Raw genomic sequence first — 14,820 nt, 5'->3', positions numbered from 1 at the left:
AATCAGCTCCGCCGAAACACGGTTGCGTGCCCGAAACTTCTATCTTTGGAGCTGATTCCCACCCACCCACTACTATGTCTTCAGAAACCGACGTTCTTTCGCCCAAGGCCCAGGTCCAGCGCAACAAAGGCTCCCTGAATGCCGCCGGCTTCACCGATTACTACGACATCGACGACCTGCTCACGGAGGAGCACAAGCTCATCCGCCAGAGCATCCGCGACTTCGTCAAAAAGGAAATTTCGCCCAACATCGAGAAGTGGGCCCAGCAGGCGCACTTCCCTTCCGAAATCGTGCGCAAGTTCGGCGACGTGGGTGCGTTCGGCCCCACCATCCCCACCGAGTACGGCGGCGGCGGGCTCGACTACATCAGCTACGGCCTGATTATGCAGGAAATTGAGCGCGGCGACTCCGGCATGCGCTCCACTGCCTCGGTGCAGGGGTCTTTGGTGATGTTTCCCATCTACCAGTATGGCTCCGAGGAGCAGCGCCGCAAGTACCTGCCCAAGCTGGCTTCAGGCGAGTGGCTGGGCTGCTTCGGCCTCACCGAGCCTGACCACGGCTCGAACCCCGGCGGTATGGTCACCACCATCAAGGACATGGGCGACTACTACCTGCTGAACGGTGCCAAGCTGTGGATCAGCAACTCGCCCGAAAGCCAGGTGGCCGTGGTGTGGGCCAAGGACGAAGTCGGCCGCATCCGCGGCGTCATCGTGGAGAAGGGTATGGAAGGCTTCACCGCTCCTGAAATCCACAACAAGTGGAGCCTGCGCGCCAGCATCACCGGCGAGCTGGTGTTCGACAACGTGAAGGTGCCCAAGGAAAACCTGCTCCCCAACATCGACGGCCTCAAGGGCCCGCTCGGCTGTCTCGATTCGGCCCGCTACGGCATTGCCTGGGGCGCCATCGGTGTGGCTATCGACTGCTACGAGTCGGCGCTGAAGTACTCGCTGGAGCGGGAGCAGTTCGGCAAGCCCATTGCTTCCTTCCAGCTTCAGCAGAAGAAACTGGCCGAAATGATTACCGAAATCACCAAGGCCCAGCTGATGGTGTGGCGTCTGGGCATGCTCAAGAATGCCGGTAAAGCCACTTCCGCCCAGATTTCAATGGCCAAGCGCAACTCCGTGGATATGGCCCTGCACGTAGCCCGTGAAGCCCGCCAGATTCACGGCGGCATGGGCATCACGGGTGAGTACCCCATCATGCGCCACATGATGAACCTGGAGTCCGTCATCACCTACGAAGGCACCCACGACATCCACCTGCTCATCACCGGCGCCGATATTACGGGTATCCAGGCGTTTAAGTAAGCTGCCATACGTACTATCAGCAAACGGCCGTTCTGGAAAGAGAACGGCCGTTTTTGCTATTGTCAAAGTCAGAAAGCGCCAGGCCCGACGGTGAGAGAAGTTTCGGAACTTAGCTGTCTGAGTAAATTAATCAAGCGCTTAGAAGGTTATTAGCGCTTTTCCAGCAAAAACGTCTTGGTAGACACGATATCCGTGCTTACAGCTGGGTAGGTGGTACCCGGCATGAGGGCGTCTGAGGATTGCATCTGGACCACCACCCAACCTTGAGCCCGCAGCTCGTTGAGCTTTTTCACCAACTGACTTTCGTAGCGGTAGGCGCTTTTGTCCTGCTTGCTGAGGGTAATTTCTTCGGGCTCGCCGGTAGGGGGTGTCAGTACCAACATGGGGCGGCCGGCTCCATTTCGGAGCGTTAGTAGCATGTAGCCTGTTGCCTCATCAGCGGCCGATTTTGGGTAAAACGCCCACGTGCCAATCGATACCAGCGCTAAGGCCATGAAAGAAAGTGCTTTTTTCATACAAGCGAAATAGAAGAAGAGAAGTAAGAAGGAACAACCTGGAGAATTTATACCGCTCCGCGAGTGGTATATGCTCTACCGCAGCTCGTCAAACGCGTACTGTCCCGTGCTCCAGAAGGCATCCAGGGCCATGATGCGGGGCTTGAAAAAGGAAATCAGCTGGGGCCAGTCGTCGCGGCTGAACAGGTTGGCGGGGCGCAACTCCTGGTAGATGCGGGCTACGGGCTGGCCGCTTTCGTTCACGGCTTCAGGCTCCCAGCGCCAGGCTTCGCCGGTGGCTTCTTCCAGCAGCGGCCGCACCTCCCGGAACTGCTCGAAAAACAGCTCCCGCAGGCCGGCATCGGGGTGCGTAAGTTCGATGCTGATGGTGGCGTGGCGGGCGTCGGCGTGCAGGCGGAAGTAGACGTGCTTAAGGCCGGTTTTGTAGTTGACCCAGTTCACCCGCTCGCCCTCGGCGCCGGGTACGGGCTGCATATACTGACCAAACGTGGTCCAGAAGGCTTGGCGCAGCTGCGCTACTTCGGTTTTGCTGTACATCGTGTATGGCGAAATTAGGGCCTGTAAGTGGTGCATCCGACCACGCCGGGCCTGAAATACTATATATTCCGGCAGGCAGCCCTGGCGCACTGAGGGTGTTGGTGTTATACTTACGGCTTCATCCACATCTTGTCGCCCTATGGCTATTGCTGTTTCCCCCACCGGCCTGGAGTTGGTTTTGCTTGAATGCCTCGTGGCCGGCACCACCCACCGCGCGGGCCTGCGCGAGTTTGAGCCCAAGCTGCAGCCCGGGCAGGCCCTGGCGGTGGAGCGTGAGGCCGACAGCACCTTCGACGACTGGGCCGTGCGCGTACTCACCACCGGCCCGGATGCCTTCTGGCTGGGCTACCTGCCCGAGGGCCGCAACGAAACCGTGGCCCGGCTGCTCGACGCCGGCTTTCCGCTCACGGCCCGCCTTACCCACAAAGCCTGGGAAGACGACTGGCTGCACCTGGAAATAGAAGTGCTGTTGCCGGCGCGGTAAGAGCAGTGCTTTTATAACGGACCATGCACGGGCTCCCGATACTAGAGAAAATCGGCTAAGGCCAGTACTTCCCCGCGGGCCTGCTGAATGGCGGGGTCGTCGGGGAAGGTGTGCTGCACCCAGCGCGTGAAGCCGCTCACCATCTCGCCCACGGCCTGACGGTTGCTGGCCGGGGCCGTTTCGCTGGCCGCGCTTTCCTCGGCCGGCAGCACCGGAAACACGTCTTCCAGTCCAATCCGGCTCATCACGTCCGACACGAACACCATCCCGCACACCTGCATGCCCTGGTAGAGCTGCACCAGCTCGGGCATAGTAAGCTGCAGCTGCTCCTGGGCGTGAATGCGGCCCAGGCGCTCAATCAGGGGCTCTAGGGCGGTGCGGTGCAGCTGGGGCAGCCGGCCCACGGCCCGCAGAAAGGGGTGGTCGGCGGCTTCGGGCAGGCTATGCACCAGCAGCAGGGCCAGCCGGAGCATCTGCAGCTGCGGCTCGGCCAGGCGCAGGTTGGCCGCCGGCACGGGCGGCGTGGGCTGGGCCCGCAGCAGCAACTCGAAAGCCTCTTCCACGCCCAACCGGTGCAGCCCTAGGGAAGCCGCTCCTTCCGGGGCGGGCACGTGCTCTTCCAGGGTAGCGAGGAAGGCTCCGCTCAGTTCCAGGCAGTAGGTGCGCAGCTGCTCCAGCTGCTCCGGCGAAATATGCATCTGCTGCTGCACATAGGCCAGTACCGGCTCGGCCAACGAGGTATCGAGCGTGAGGCGCCCCAGCAGCAGCAGATGATACAGCGCCAGCGGCTCCGCGCGTAGGGTTTGCAGCAGGGCTGCGTGCGTCTGGATGCCATTCAGGCCCTGCACCTGCGCCAGGTTCAGGTGCGTGAGGACGGCGAGCGGCTGGGCGGTTGGATAACTCAGCAGCTCGGCGCAGGCCATGCCGTGCAAACTCAGGCAGTGAGCCAGCTGATCGTAGAAATCGGCCGGCAGGGCATCAAGCCAGGAAGCAGAGGCAGAGGACATAGTAGGCAGTTGGGGCCCGCAAGGTACATAGCCAAACCAGAATGCCTAACGTTATCATGTGCTAAATTTATTAGTATACCGGATGGTCTTTCAGTTATTTTGCTAATAAAATTGCGTGCTCCGGGGACGAAACCTGCCGCGTCGGTGTTACCTTGCTACTCAACTTTCCGCTTCTTTTGCACATGCGCGAACAATACCTCACCGGCGGCAACACGCATATGGACGCCACCGACAAAGACATCGACAAGGCCCTGCGGCCCCTAAGCTTTTCCGATTTCGCGGGCCAGGATAAGGTGGTCGAAAACCTGAAAGTGTTTGTGGGCGCCGCCCGGCAGCGCGGCGAGGCCCTCGACCACGTGCTGCTGCACGGCCCGCCCGGTCTGGGCAAAACCACCCTTTCGCACATCATTGCCAACGAGCTGCAGGCCGGCATCAAGATGACCTCCGGCCCGGTGCTCGACAAGCCCTCCGACCTGGCGGGCTTGCTCACCAACCTGGAGCCGCACGACGTGCTGTTCATCGACGAAATACACCGCCTGAACCCGGTGGTGGAGGAGTACCTCTACTCGGCCATGGAGGATTACCGCATCGACATCATGCTCGACTCGGGCCCCAACGCCCGCTCCGTGCAGATTTCCCTGTCTCCGTTCACGCTCATTGGGGCCACCACGCGCTCCGGTATGCTCACCTCGCCGCTGCGGGCGCGCTTCGGCATCTCGGCCCGCCTGGAGTACTACGACGCCGCGCTGCTGACCAGCATTGTAAACCGCTCGGCCGAAATCCTGGGCACGCCCATTCACGAGGATGCAGCCTTTGAAATTGCCCGCCGCTCGCGCGGTACCCCACGTATTGCCAACAACCTGCTGCGCCGTACCCGCGACTTCGCCCAGATCAAAGGCACCGGCACCATCACCCAGGAAATTGCCCAGTTTGCCCTTTCGGCCCTCGACGTGGATGCCCGCGGCCTCGACGATATGGACAAGCGCATCCTGAGTACTATCATCGACAAGTTCAAGGGTGGGCCGGTGGGCCTGAGCACTATTGCCACGGCCTGCGGCGAGGAAGCCGAAACCATTGAGGAAGTGTACGAGCCGTTCCTGATCCAGGAAGGCTACATCAAGCGCACCAGTCGGGGCCGCGAAGCCACCGAGCACGCCTACCAGCACCTGGGCCGCCTCATGCCCCAGCACCTGCGCGGCAACAGCGGCACTACGGGGGAGCTGTTCAGTTAAGAATATGGAATGGTAAGAAACAAAGCGGGAAATAGTATCTTCGATACTGTTTCCCGCTTTTCATTTACGCTATATGCATCTCAAATATATTCTTACAGCAAGTGTAATTAGTATGTTAGTAGCCTGCTCAAGTAGTAATCAATTACGTAAAACCTATACAATGCAGGCTGATAATTATACAGTTACATACCTTAAAAAAGGTAAAGTAGAAGGTGTTTTCTTCAGTAAGGAATACCTTGTTATTATTGATGATAGTCTTCAAAGAGGCTTTACCCCTGTTATAGGTGATATAGAAGAAGCTGAACAAATACTATCCCAGAATCTGAAAAAAGCATACGTGCGTACCCATACTATTTACGATTGTGGGCCTAATATCTACCATAACCTCAAAAAGTATAGAAGGCAGTATTTTGGTTATACAGATAAAAGGGGGAATAAGATTATTCTGACTATATGCTATTGGCCTAGAAGAAATATAAATGATTTCGTAGATCAGGTATTTTATCGAGAACCGGCAGACACTGCATGGAAGAAAAATGCACAAGGATTCATTATAGGAGGGTGCGGTTATTATTGGGAGGCCAAAATAGACATTACGCGAAAAATTCTTTTCGATCTTAGAGTAAGTGGGCGTGATATTGCCAGCTTGTAAAATGCTGAAATATATCTAAGCCTTGGTTCCTCACTGCCATATTGGTTAGCAAGAATTATCTGAATGTATGCCCCGGCTCTAGCTAGTATGGATTAGGTTGGAACGCAATACGATACTTTTGTAGTTAGCCCCTTCAACAACGATGCTCCCAACCGCCCACTATACTGCTTTCATCAAACGCCGGGCGGCGGAGCTAGGCTTTATGTACTGCGGCATTTCCCAGGCTGGGTTTCTGGAAGAAGAAGCTCCGCGCCTCGAGTCTTGGCTCAACCGCAATATGAACGGCCAGATGGCCTACATGGCCAACCACTTCGATAAGCGCCTCGACCCGCGCCTGCTTGTCGACGGTGCTAAATCGGTCATTTCCCTGCTGCTTAACTACTACCCGCCCAAAGAAGAGCAGCAGCCCGACGATACGTTCAAAGTCAGCAAATACGCCTACGGCCGCGACTATCACTTCGTCATCAAAGACAAGCTGAAGACGCTGCTGCAGGATATGCAGGAGGAAATAGGGGAGGTAGGCGGCCGCTGTTTTGTCGACTCCGCGCCGGTTCTGGACAAGGCCTGGGCCAAAAAAAGCGGCCTGGGTTGGGTGGGTAAAAACTCCAACCTGATTACGCCCGGTGTAGGCTCGTTTTACTTCATTGCCGAGCTGATTGTGGACGTAGCGCTGGACTACGACGGCCCCATCAAGGACTACTGCGGCACTTGTACCAAATGCGTGGATGCTTGTCCCACCCAAGCCATTACCGAGCCCTACGTGGTGGATGGCAGCAAGTGCATCAGCTACTTCACCATCGAGCTGAAAGACCAGATTCCGCGGGAAGTAAGCGGGCAGTTCGGCAACTGGGTTTTCGGCTGCGACATCTGCCAGGACGTGTGCCCCTGGAACCGCTTTGCGCGGCCGCACCAGGAGCCGCAGTTTACCGCTCATCCCGCCCTCAAAGACCTCACGCGCGGCGACTGGCAGGAAATAACCCACGAGCTATTCTCGGAGCTGTTCAAGCAGTCGGCGGTGAAGCGCACGGGGTACGCAGGGCTACAGCGCAACATCCGTTTCGTAACAGACGCCGCACCGGTTATCTGGCCCGAAGAAGAGGGAAGTTAGGCGGTGGCCGCCTGACCAAACACGCGGTTGAGGATGGTGCGGTATACACGGGCAAACTGCTGGTAGCACCAGGCGCGCAGCTCCCGCAGCTCGTCGGGAACCAGCATGCGCAGGGCTTTGCGCAGCTCTTTTTCAAATAGAATTTTATCGAAGCTAACTTTAACCAGAATGGTTTTGGCGTACTCCAGCATGGTGTTCGGGGATTAGTAGTGCGGAGTGAAAAAAGGGGAACCGGCGAGGTATACGCAGGCCTTCGAAAAAAGCTAACCTGTCGGCTTGTTTGCAGCGCCGATAGGGAAATATACTGACTATGTATAGACAAATACAAGTACTGCCATAGTCTTGTACATGAGCGGGTTCCGATGCGGATAAAGCCTCTTCCAGTACCGAAAAATAATGGCCGCCAACGGGCAGATTCTGCTTTCGTTGGCGGCCAATTGAGGTGGGTTAGCTGATGATTGCTGTTCTCGATTAATAGATGAACAGGTTGGCCAGCGCCGTGCTTTGGGCCGTGCTCAGAGGCTCGTCGAAAGCTTCCTGGGCTGAGCGCAGGGCGCGGTCGGTGTCGGAGCCGATGGCCAGCTCATCGAGCCGGATGATGGCCGTGGGAAGCGGCTGCGTAATGGCTCCTTCATCCACGTAAGCGGCATCGGTAGCCGGGGCAGCCGGGCTGCCGCTCAGGCCGGGGCCTACCCAGTTGCGGATGGCCTCGCCCGTGCCCGACTGGCGGAGGCGCCGCAGCCGCCGGATGTGTGAGGCATGGCGGGCTTCCACGGAATGAATGCGGAAGGCGGCCTCCAGCAGCGCGTTGTCGCCGCTGAGAAATATAGCCTGGCCTTTGTAGGCCCGAACGCCGGCATCTTCGAGCGTTTGCGCTACCCGCAAGAACGTGTCGAAGTTGCTGAAAACATCCGGGAACAGGGCCGGAGTAGTACCGTTGTGGCTGCCCGTGAAATCGAAGCGCGGGCGGGCGGGCACGGCTACGCCGGAGTTTTGCAGGGCAGTCGTCAGAAACTGCACGTGCTGCTCTTCGTGCTGCTGCAGGGTTTCAATGTCGGCGCGTACATCGGCCGGCACAAAGCCAGCAGAAACCAGGCTGCCGTCGGGCTGAGCCAGCAAGCCCAGGGCCGTGCGGTAAAAGTCACTTTCGAGGTACTCGAGCGTAAGGGCCAGCGTGAGGGAGTCGAGCAGGTTTTCGTGAATACCGGCCTTGGCCGGACTGGCTAGCAGGCCAGCTAAAGGCAGCGCCGTGGCCGCTACGCGCACCCCGGCTTGGCTGAGCTGCCGAAGCATAGCGCGGCGCTGGCTGGCTTGGGTATAGACTGCAGGGTTTGTCTGGGCCAGGTCGGCCAGAAGCTGAAGAAAATTCATAAAGAAGAAGCTCCGAATCAGGAAGTGGGCAGGCCAGCGGCTGAAATCTTGATAACCAGGAATTTATTGACCTCCGTAATGACCTCAGACACAGTAAGACTGCGCTCCAGGCCCGCAAAAGCACCCGACGCATCCACCACCGTAGCGTCGGCAAATGAGCCGGGCTGCAGCAGGTCGTGCAGCAGCGCCGCGTGCCGTGCTTCTACGGACACAATCTTGCCCAGCAGCAGCAGGTACGTGGCGTCGGCAAACAGCTTGGCCGCACCGTTGTAGGCGGCTACAACCAAGTCTTCGAACATACGCGCCGCGGTCAGCACGCCGGCCCGCGTGGTCAGAGTAAGTGACGTGAAAGAGAATTCCACCGTGTTGAGCGGCGTGGCACTCGCCGTTTGCAGGGCCTTGAGCAAGAACTCCCGGTGTACTATTTCGTGCTGGTAGATCTGGGTGAGCAGGTCCTTGTCTTCGGCGCTCAGGTCAGCGGGCGGCGTGTCCAGCACCCGCTTGTAAAAAGCGGTTTCCAGCTGTTCCAGCACGTAGGCATAGTTGAGCAGGCCGGCATCGGCGCTGCCCAGGGTCAGTACCGGGTCGGGGTTGGAGGTGGTAGTGCCTGAGTCGTCGCAGCCGCTTAAAAGCAAGGTGGAAGCCGCGGCGGCAGCACCTGCCACCCGGAAAAACGAACGCCGCCGCAAAGGACGGTCAAAAGCTGAGAAAGAATTCGGCATAAGAAAAGTAGGCCTGGGCGCGCAGGCGTGAGGCCGGTTGTCAAACAAAGATAGGCTCTTATGTCGGGATGCACGAAAGGCACGGTAGGGTTGCATGCAAAAGGCGCCCCCTGCAACAGGAGGCGCCTTTACATAATTCAACAACGATTCAGCAGTCAGCTAGAACGTTACCACCGATTTGGCAATGTTGGTAACCGTGGTGTTGTCCAGGGCTTCGTCGAAAGCCGCGCTGACATCTTCGGCCGAGTAGGTAGCACCCAGGCCGGTAGTCAGCGTCAGGGTAGCCTGCATGATGTTGTCTTCAGCCGGGAAAGTAGCTACCGGGTTGCCGGCGCCATATACCGCGGCCGGTGCCCCATTCGACTCCTTGCCTACAATCCAAGGCATGATGTTGGCCTGCGCCCCGGCAGCTGCGCCCCGACGCATGTAGCGGATGTGAGCTGCGTGCCGAGCCTCCACCGAGTGAATCTGCAGGGCTACGGTTAGCACGTTTACGGTAGCTCCGCCCACGGTCGGGCTAAAGTCGCGCGGAATGTTGCCGGCCTGACCTTTGTAGGCCCGCACGCCGGTGTCTTCAAACGCCTGCGCGAACGTGAGGAACGTGGGGTAGGTAGCAAATGCGCCGCCGAAGTCGAAGCCGTTGGCGGGCTCAGGGGCCGCCGCAGCACCCAGGGCAGTCTTCAGCAGGTTCACGTGGGCCTGCTCGTGGCCACGGATGGTTTCGATGGCCGTGCGGGCAGCGCCCGTGAGGGTAGGGGTGAGCGTGGCAGCTTTCAGGGCCTGATCGTAGAAGCTGTACTCCAGCCGCTCCAGCAGTAGCGCGTAGTTCAGCACCGCCGTTGTGTCAGCCAAGTTGTTCTGACCAAGAACCTTGTTGAAAGCCGAGCCGATAGCAATTGGTGCGGCGGCCAGCGCCATTTTCTTGCCCAGCGAGCCAAGCGCCGAGAGGGCGCTACGACGGTGGGAGAGGCGGTCCATGATTTCAGGGTCGACCTTCTCCAGCTCCGAGATTATATTGAACAAATTCATATCAAAAGGAAATTGAGAGTGGGAGAAGGCTACTTACCTACGTTGTCGCCGTTGATGGTTTCTTTGATGTATTTCTGGGCAGCAGCCAGTACGGTGGAAACCGGCAGCGCCTGGTCCAGACCATTGGCGTCTACCACATCACTGCCCGAGAAGCTGCCGGGGGTAATCAGGTCGCGGATATAAGCCGCGTGGCGAGCTTCCACCGAGACAATTTTGCCTGCCAGCAGCAGGTACTTCGGATCCTGGATCAGACGGCCGGCTCCGTTGTAGGCGGCCACGCCCAGATCCTCAAATGTTTTGGCGGCCCCCAGCACCGAGTCGCGGCTGGTGAAGGTGATAGACGAGAAATCGGGGTTGAGGCCCGGAATACGCGACGCTTCAGGGATAGCGGCCTTGAAAAAGTCGCGGTGAATGGCCTCGTGCTTGGCAATAGCCGTCAGGGCTGTCTTTTCATCCGCCGACATGTTAGCGTAAGGCGTGGCGATTACCTGGGCGTAGAAAGCAGCTTCCAGCTGTTCAAGAGCATAAGCGTAGTTAAGTACGCCAATATCACCCATACCTAAGCTTACTGTGCCGGCGGCTGGGGTTTTATCATCTTCGTTGTCATCGTCGCAGCCCGAGAGCAGCAGAGCCGTAGCACCCGCCGTAGCACCGGCGTACATAAAAAACGAACGGCGCTTGATGGGCACTAGCAGCGGCGTGCTCAGATCCGCTTCTTCGCCTTCTTTTTTGAGGAGGTTGGACATGGAATAAAAAAAGTTGAGTGAGGGAATGGAGAGTCTGGGCAACACCGAGCCAGCCAAGCCCCAAAAGCTGGGAAACGGCTAATAAAAACCCGGAAAAAGCCGAATCTGACCTCACATACGGCGTGTTTGGAAAAGTAGATTGCTATGGCTATAATATTTTGTCGTTACTAGATTGTATATAACTTATCCGATATACAGTTGAGCTACCCGCAAAGCTTGCTTTTCGCATGATGGCAGGTTTTTACGTAGCTTTAAACAACCGCACTGTTTTCCTCGGCGCATGCACTTTTTTTTTCGTTGGGTAATGTGGCTTGGCTTGTTGCAGGGGCTGCTGCTAAGTGCTCAGGCTCAGCCAACTGTTACCGTTCCCGCGCAGCAGGGCCAGGTCAGGCTACTGATGGGCCCGGCCACGTTTCCGGTTAACGAGTACTTTACGCTGAGCTTTCAGCTGACCGGGGCGCCGCTAGAACGCTACTCGGCTTTCCCGGATATCGAAGGCTTCAAGAAAAGCGGTAAGTCCAGCACGACTACCACGCGCATCGTGGAGGGCAAGTCTTCCACCGAACTGACCATTACCCAGCGCTACGCCGCCTACAAAGAGGGTGAGTTTGTGCTGCCCGTCGTTACGATGACGGTGAACGGGCAGCAGGCCCGCCTGGCCGGAGCCACGCTGAAGGTGCTGCCTCAGGTGGCCGCCACCACTGCCCCACCCACGGCGGCGCCCGGCATCGGCCTGCTCGACCAGCTGTTTGGCAAGCAGAAGCCCCAGGAGTTTGTGGAGCCTCGCGACAATGCTTTTCTGGCCGTGGTGCCCGATAAAAGCAGTGTATTTGTGGGGGAGCCGGTGCACATGGGGCTCTATTTCTACCTCACCCCCGCCGACCAGGGCCTGCTGGATTTCTACGATTTCGGGGGGCAGCTGCCGCGTATTCTGCGCCGCCTGCAGCAGCCAGCCGTGTGGGTAGAGCCTTCCGATGAGCAGGAAGTGCTGCCGGAGTCTACCACCGTGGGTGGTAAGCCGTATCTGCGGTACCACTTGTACGAGGCCGTATACTACCCGCTTACACCCCGCGCCCTGGAGTGGCCGGCCGTGGATCTGCAGATGATTAAGTACAAGCTCCCGAAAAAGTCCGACCCCACCCTCGACAACCGGATGACCGGGCTGAAAACCTTCGTTTCGCTGCCCCGCACGGTAGCCGTGCGGCCCCTGCCCCCGCATCCGCTGCGTGACCTGGCCGTGGTGGGCTCTTACCGGCTGCTGGAATCAATCGACCGTACCAGCTTCCGGACGGGGCAGGCCTTTACCTACACGCTGCGGCTGGAAGGCGAAGGCAATTTATCGGCCGTGAATCCGCCGCCCGCACCGGTGCGGGCCGGTGTGGAGGTGTACGGGCCGGAAGTGCACCAGGAGGTGACGCGCGCCAGCGGGCGGGTGGGCGGCTACAAAACCTTCCGCTACCGCGTGGTGGCTCAGAAACCTGGCCGGCTGCCGCTGGACAGCTTGTTTTCCGTAGCCGTATTCGACCCCGCCACCCGCCGGTACCAGGTGCTGCGCTCCAGCCTGACGGTAGACGTGAAAGGCGCTGCCCGCCCGACTGCCATCAGCGCCCGCACCACCGACCCCTACTACCAGAGCCGCCTTTTCAACTCCGACAACCAGTTGCAGCCGATTACGGCCCCGGTTGATGTGCGCCGCTACGCCAACTATCTGCTGGTGGGGCTGCTGGCGCTGGCGGCTTTTGGGTGGTGGCGTGGCAATACCGGCGCGTAAGCCGTAGCTTGCGGCCCGGGCTGCCAGCGTAGCTCCGTTTCAACTAAGCCGGGGCCGGGAAGGCCGTTTTGGGAAATGAGCAACACGTTTGGGCGGCTGTTCCGCATCACCACGTTTGGAGAGTCGCATGGGCCGGGTATCGGCGTTATCATTGATGGCTGCCCTGCAGGACTGGCAGTAGAAGCTTCGGAAATTCAGTTGGCCCTGGACCGGCGGCGGCCCGGCCAGAGCGAGCTGACCACCCCACGCCAGGAAGCCGACCAGGTAGAAGTGCTGGCGGGTTGGTTTGAGGGTTACACCACGGGTACACCGTTGAGCTTGCTCATTCGCAACCAGGACCAGCGCAGCCACGACTACACCCACATCCAGCACGCCTACCGCCCCTCCCACGCCGACTACACCTACGACCAGAAGTACGGCCGGCGCGACTACCGGGGCGGCGGGCGTAGCTCGGCCCGTGAAACGGCGGCCCGCGTAGCCGCTGGCGCCGTGGCTGCGGCCTTCCTGCGCCAGCACGGCATTCAGGTGCAGAGCTACGTGTCGCAGGTAGGGGCCGTGAAAGTGCCCGTAGGCTACGAGGAGCTGGATATGAGCCTTATCGACTCGAACATGGTGCGCTGCCCCCACCCCGAAACCGCCGAGCGTATGGCCGACCTTATCCGCCAGACCCGCGACCGGCACGACACCGTGGGCGGCGTGGTAACGGGCGTAGTGCGCGGGGTGCCCGCCGGCCTGGGCGAGCCGGTGTTTGATAAACTGCACGCCGAGTTGGGCAAAGCCATGCTGAGCATCAACGCCGTGAAGGGCTTCGAGTACGGCTCGGGCTTCGAGGGCACGCTGCTGTTTGGCTCGGAGCACAACGATGCCTTCTATACCGACGAGGCCGGCCAGGTGCGCACCCGTACCAACCACTCGGGGGGCATTCAGGGCGGCATCAGCAACGGCCAGGATATTTACTTCCGCGTGGCCTTCAAGCCCGTGGCGACCATTCTGCAAAGTCAGGCCACCATCAATGACCAAGGCGAGGCCATTGCCCTGGCCGGCAAGGGCCGCCACGACCCCTGCGTACTGCCCCGCGCCGTGCCCATCGTGGATGCCATGGCCAACCTGGTGCTGGCGGACATGCTGCTACGCGCCCGCGCCAACCGGGTGTAGCTCACCTTAAGTCTAATCCAGAATTACGAACTCGACACGCCGGTTGCGCCGGCGGTTAGTTTCAGTGTCGTTGGCCGCTACCGGGCGGGAGGAGCCGTAGCCAGTGGTTTCCAGCCGGGTGGCGGCCACCCCGTACTTCACCAAAAAGGCTTGAATGGCTTGCGCCCGCTGCTCACTCAGCAGCTGATTTTTCTCCTCGGGGCCTTGGTTGTCGGTGTGTCCTTCCAGCCGGATGCGCAGCGCGGGCTGGTCGTTGAGGGCTTTGGCCAGTCGCGCCAGCTCGGGTTTAGAAGTGCCTAGCAACTCGGGTTTTCCCTGCACAAAAAATACGTTGCGAAGGGCCAGCCGCTGCCCCGCACGCAGGGGAGTGGCCAGGGCTGCGGCTGCGTCGGTGGCTTCGGAAGAAGCTACCGGAGTTGGTTTGGGTTCCGGCGTGACGGGCGCTGCGACGGGCTCTGGCTCCGGTTCCAGCAGCCAAACGCGCAGGTGGCGCAGGCTGGCTTCGGCGCCCAGGTTGGTTTCCAGCCCCAGGCCATGCCCCAGCATCCGCGTGAGTTGCTGCTCCCATACCCGCGTCCCGTTCACGAAGTACTGCACCTGCGGGCCGCGGCATTCTATCCGCATGGTGTGCCAGCTGGTTTGACGACCCACGGCGGCCGAATAAGCATTGTCGCCGTTCGTGGAGAAGAATTTCCCCCCGCGCCAGCCGCACACGGCAAACCGATGCTCGCTCATGGTACCGAACAGGCGCATGTTGTCGCGGCTGCCGGAACCCCAGGCCAGGCAGCCTGCCGAGGTAGTGCTCAGCTCGGCCTCAATGATGAAGTTCTGGCTTTTTTCCAGTTCCGGGATAAACAGCAGGGCCACGCTGGTGTTGTTTTCGTTGCCGCGCGCCTTGGCCACATACTCCCCACGCCGCACCTTATACTCGGCGTTGTTGATGAGGCCGGTGGGCCAGTTACGATGGTTGTCCTGAAAATCTTCCTCCAGGATCAGGCGGGGCACCAACGTTTGGGCGGGCGCCAGATGGGCAAACCAACCGCACGCTAGCAGCAGAAACAAGCGGGAAAACATGGAAAACCGACCGATGGTGAGGTAGCAAAGCTACCGGCACTGCCTGCGTCGCCCTATACCCGCCAACCCGTATTTCCGTCTACAGGCTGACCACATTCTGCTACCTTTGT

Annotated in this window: 16 protein-coding genes; 7 read left to right on the top strand and 9 right to left on the bottom strand. The window is 59.4% G+C overall.

Annotation, left to right across the window (positions count from 1 at the left end):
• The first annotated feature begins 74 nt into the window (after positions 1 to 74).
• Positions 75 to 1,307 (top strand): acyl-CoA dehydrogenase family protein, encoded by a 1,233-nt coding sequence (locus I5L79_RS04680; RefSeq protein WP_231402778.1) that lies wholly within the window; start codon positions 75 to 77, stop codon positions 1,305 to 1,307.
• Positions 1,308 to 1,456: 149 nt separating this feature from the next.
• Here I5L79_RS04680 and I5L79_RS04675 read toward each other — a convergent pair whose 3' ends face one another.
• Together I5L79_RS04675 and I5L79_RS04670 are read right to left on the bottom strand one after the other, a co-directional pair.
• Positions 1,457 to 1,822 (bottom strand): hypothetical protein, encoded by a 366-nt coding sequence (locus I5L79_RS04675; protein ID WP_196953869.1) that lies wholly within the window; start codon positions 1,820 to 1,822, stop codon positions 1,457 to 1,459.
• Between the two features lie 75 nt (positions 1,823 to 1,897).
• Positions 1,898 to 2,359, bottom strand: a complete 462-nt coding sequence (locus I5L79_RS04670) for a DUF4268 domain-containing protein (RefSeq protein WP_196953868.1) — start codon at positions 2,357 to 2,359, stop codon at positions 1,898 to 1,900.
• 139 nt (positions 2,360 to 2,498) lie between these two features.
• Here I5L79_RS04670 and I5L79_RS04665 point away from each other — a divergent pair, with 139 nt between their 5' ends.
• Positions 2,499 to 2,843: an HIRAN domain-containing protein gene (locus I5L79_RS04665; RefSeq protein WP_196953867.1), complete on the top strand. Its 345-nt coding sequence runs from the start codon at positions 2,499 to 2,501 to the stop codon at positions 2,841 to 2,843.
• Positions 2,844 to 2,884: 41 nt separating this feature from the next.
• Here I5L79_RS04665 and I5L79_RS04660 read toward each other — a convergent pair whose 3' ends face one another.
• Positions 2,885 to 3,850, bottom strand: coding sequence for a hypothetical protein (locus tag I5L79_RS04660; protein ID WP_196953866.1), 966 nt, complete (start codon positions 3,848 to 3,850; stop codon positions 2,885 to 2,887).
• 182 nt (positions 3,851 to 4,032) lie between these two features.
• Between I5L79_RS04660 and ruvB the strand changes: the two genes are divergently transcribed.
• The 3 genes from ruvB to queG all read left to right on the top strand — a co-directional run bounded on the left by ruvB (position 4,033) and on the right by queG (position 6,842).
• A complete protein-coding gene (ruvB, locus tag I5L79_RS04655; protein ID WP_196953865.1) occupies positions 4,033 to 5,082 on the top strand; it encodes a Holliday junction branch migration DNA helicase RuvB in 1,050 nt (349 codons plus the stop codon).
• A gap of 73 nt (positions 5,083 to 5,155) precedes the next feature.
• Positions 5,156 to 5,734, top strand: coding sequence for a hypothetical protein (locus I5L79_RS04650; protein WP_196953864.1), 579 nt, complete (start codon positions 5,156 to 5,158; stop codon positions 5,732 to 5,734).
• Positions 5,735 to 5,876: 142 nt separating this feature from the next.
• Complete coding sequence (gene queG, locus I5L79_RS04645; protein ID WP_196953863.1) at positions 5,877 to 6,842, top strand: tRNA epoxyqueuosine(34) reductase QueG; 966 nt, start codon at positions 5,877 to 5,879, stop codon at positions 6,840 to 6,842.
• Here the strand turns inward: queG and I5L79_RS04640 are convergent.
• The 5 genes from I5L79_RS04640 to I5L79_RS04620 all read right to left on the bottom strand — a co-directional run bounded on the left by I5L79_RS04640 (position 6,839) and on the right by I5L79_RS04620 (position 10,710).
• Positions 6,839 to 7,033, bottom strand: coding sequence for a hypothetical protein (locus I5L79_RS04640; RefSeq protein WP_149070906.1), 195 nt, complete (start codon positions 7,031 to 7,033; stop codon positions 6,839 to 6,841). The genes queG and I5L79_RS04640 overlap by 4 nt on opposite strands.
• 280 nt (positions 7,034 to 7,313) lie before the next feature.
• The gene (locus I5L79_RS04635) at positions 7,314 to 8,213 is read right to left on the bottom strand and encodes a ferritin-like domain-containing protein (protein ID WP_196953862.1); all 900 of its coding nucleotides are present in this window, start codon (positions 8,211 to 8,213) and stop codon (positions 7,314 to 7,316) included.
• A 17-nt stretch (positions 8,214 to 8,230) separates the two neighbouring features.
• Positions 8,231 to 8,935, bottom strand: a complete 705-nt coding sequence (locus I5L79_RS04630) for a ferritin-like domain-containing protein (protein WP_196953861.1) — start codon at positions 8,933 to 8,935, stop codon at positions 8,231 to 8,233.
• A 159-nt stretch (positions 8,936 to 9,094) separates the two neighbouring features.
• Complete coding sequence (locus I5L79_RS04625) at positions 9,095 to 9,964, bottom strand: ferritin-like domain-containing protein (RefSeq protein ID WP_196953860.1); 870 nt, start codon at positions 9,962 to 9,964, stop codon at positions 9,095 to 9,097.
• 29 nt (positions 9,965 to 9,993) lie between these two features.
• Positions 9,994 to 10,710 (bottom strand): ferritin-like domain-containing protein, encoded by a 717-nt coding sequence (locus tag I5L79_RS04620; RefSeq protein ID WP_196953859.1) that lies wholly within the window; start codon positions 10,708 to 10,710, stop codon positions 9,994 to 9,996.
• A gap of 280 nt (positions 10,711 to 10,990) precedes the next feature.
• On the opposite strand from I5L79_RS04620, the gene I5L79_RS04615 reads away from it, so the two are divergent.
• Entirely contained in the window at positions 10,991 to 12,481 is a 1,491-nt protein-coding gene (locus I5L79_RS04615) for a BatD family protein (protein WP_196953858.1), read from the top strand.
• A 75-nt stretch (positions 12,482 to 12,556) separates the two neighbouring features.
• Complete coding sequence (gene aroC, locus I5L79_RS04610; RefSeq protein ID WP_196953857.1) at positions 12,557 to 13,636, top strand: chorismate synthase; 1,080 nt, start codon at positions 12,557 to 12,559, stop codon at positions 13,634 to 13,636.
• A gap of 12 nt (positions 13,637 to 13,648) precedes the next feature.
• On the opposite strand, the gene I5L79_RS04605 is transcribed toward aroC, so the two are convergent.
• On the bottom strand, positions 13,649 to 14,710 hold the full coding sequence (locus I5L79_RS04605; protein WP_196953856.1) for an OmpA family protein: 1,062 nt from the start codon (positions 14,708 to 14,710) through the stop codon (positions 13,649 to 13,651).
• Positions 14,711 to 14,820: the final 110 nt, after the last annotated feature.

The sequence above is a fragment of the Hymenobacter guriensis genome (assembly GCF_015773195.1).
Taxonomy (GTDB): Bacteria; Bacteroidota; Bacteroidia; order Cytophagales; family Hymenobacteraceae; genus Hymenobacter; species Hymenobacter guriensis.
Note: the sequence above shows the minus strand (reverse complement) of the source record. Positions and strands in the feature narration are given on the sequence as shown.

What these genes read in the sequence shown, in the direction of transcription:
- I5L79_RS04625 (WP_196953860.1), bottom strand. Translation starts at nt 9,964, where the DNA reads ATGAATTTGTTCAATATAATCTCGGAGCTGGAGAAGGTCGACCCTGAA.
- I5L79_RS04620 (WP_196953859.1), bottom strand. Translation starts at nt 10,710, where the DNA reads ATGTCCAACCTCCTCAAAAAAGAAGGCGAAGAAGCGGATCTGAGCACG.
- queG (WP_196953863.1), top strand. Translation starts at nt 5,877, where the DNA reads ATGCTCCCAACCGCCCACTATACTGCTTTCATCAAACGCCGGGCGGCG.
- I5L79_RS04615 (WP_196953858.1), top strand. Translation starts at nt 10,991, where the DNA reads ATGCACTTTTTTTTTCGTTGGGTAATGTGGCTTGGCTTGTTGCAGGGG.
- I5L79_RS04640 (WP_149070906.1), bottom strand. Translation starts at nt 7,033, where the DNA reads ATGCTGGAGTACGCCAAAACCATTCTGGTTAAAGTTAGCTTCGATAAA.
- ruvB (WP_196953865.1), top strand. Translation starts at nt 4,033, where the DNA reads ATGCGCGAACAATACCTCACCGGCGGCAACACGCATATGGACGCCACC.
- I5L79_RS04650 (WP_196953864.1), top strand. Translation starts at nt 5,156, where the DNA reads ATGCATCTCAAATATATTCTTACAGCAAGTGTAATTAGTATGTTAGTA.
- I5L79_RS04675 (WP_196953869.1), bottom strand. Translation starts at nt 1,822, where the DNA reads ATGAAAAAAGCACTTTCTTTCATGGCCTTAGCGCTGGTATCGATTGGC.
- I5L79_RS04660 (WP_196953866.1), bottom strand. Translation starts at nt 3,850, where the DNA reads ATGTCCTCTGCCTCTGCTTCCTGGCTTGATGCCCTGCCGGCCGATTTC.
- I5L79_RS04605 (WP_196953856.1), bottom strand. Translation starts at nt 14,710, where the DNA reads ATGTTTTCCCGCTTGTTTCTGCTGCTAGCGTGCGGTTGGTTTGCCCAT.
- I5L79_RS04635 (WP_196953862.1), bottom strand. Translation starts at nt 8,213, where the DNA reads ATGAATTTTCTTCAGCTTCTGGCCGACCTGGCCCAGACAAACCCTGCA.
- I5L79_RS04670 (WP_196953868.1), bottom strand. Translation starts at nt 2,359, where the DNA reads ATGTACAGCAAAACCGAAGTAGCGCAGCTGCGCCAAGCCTTCTGGACC.
- I5L79_RS04665 (WP_196953867.1), top strand. Translation starts at nt 2,499, where the DNA reads ATGGCTATTGCTGTTTCCCCCACCGGCCTGGAGTTGGTTTTGCTTGAA.
- aroC (WP_196953857.1), top strand. Translation starts at nt 12,557, where the DNA reads ATGAGCAACACGTTTGGGCGGCTGTTCCGCATCACCACGTTTGGAGAG.
- I5L79_RS04630 (WP_196953861.1), bottom strand. Translation starts at nt 8,935, where the DNA reads ATGCCGAATTCTTTCTCAGCTTTTGACCGTCCTTTGCGGCGGCGTTCG.
- I5L79_RS04680 (WP_231402778.1), top strand. Translation starts at nt 75, where the DNA reads ATGTCTTCAGAAACCGACGTTCTTTCGCCCAAGGCCCAGGTCCAGCGC.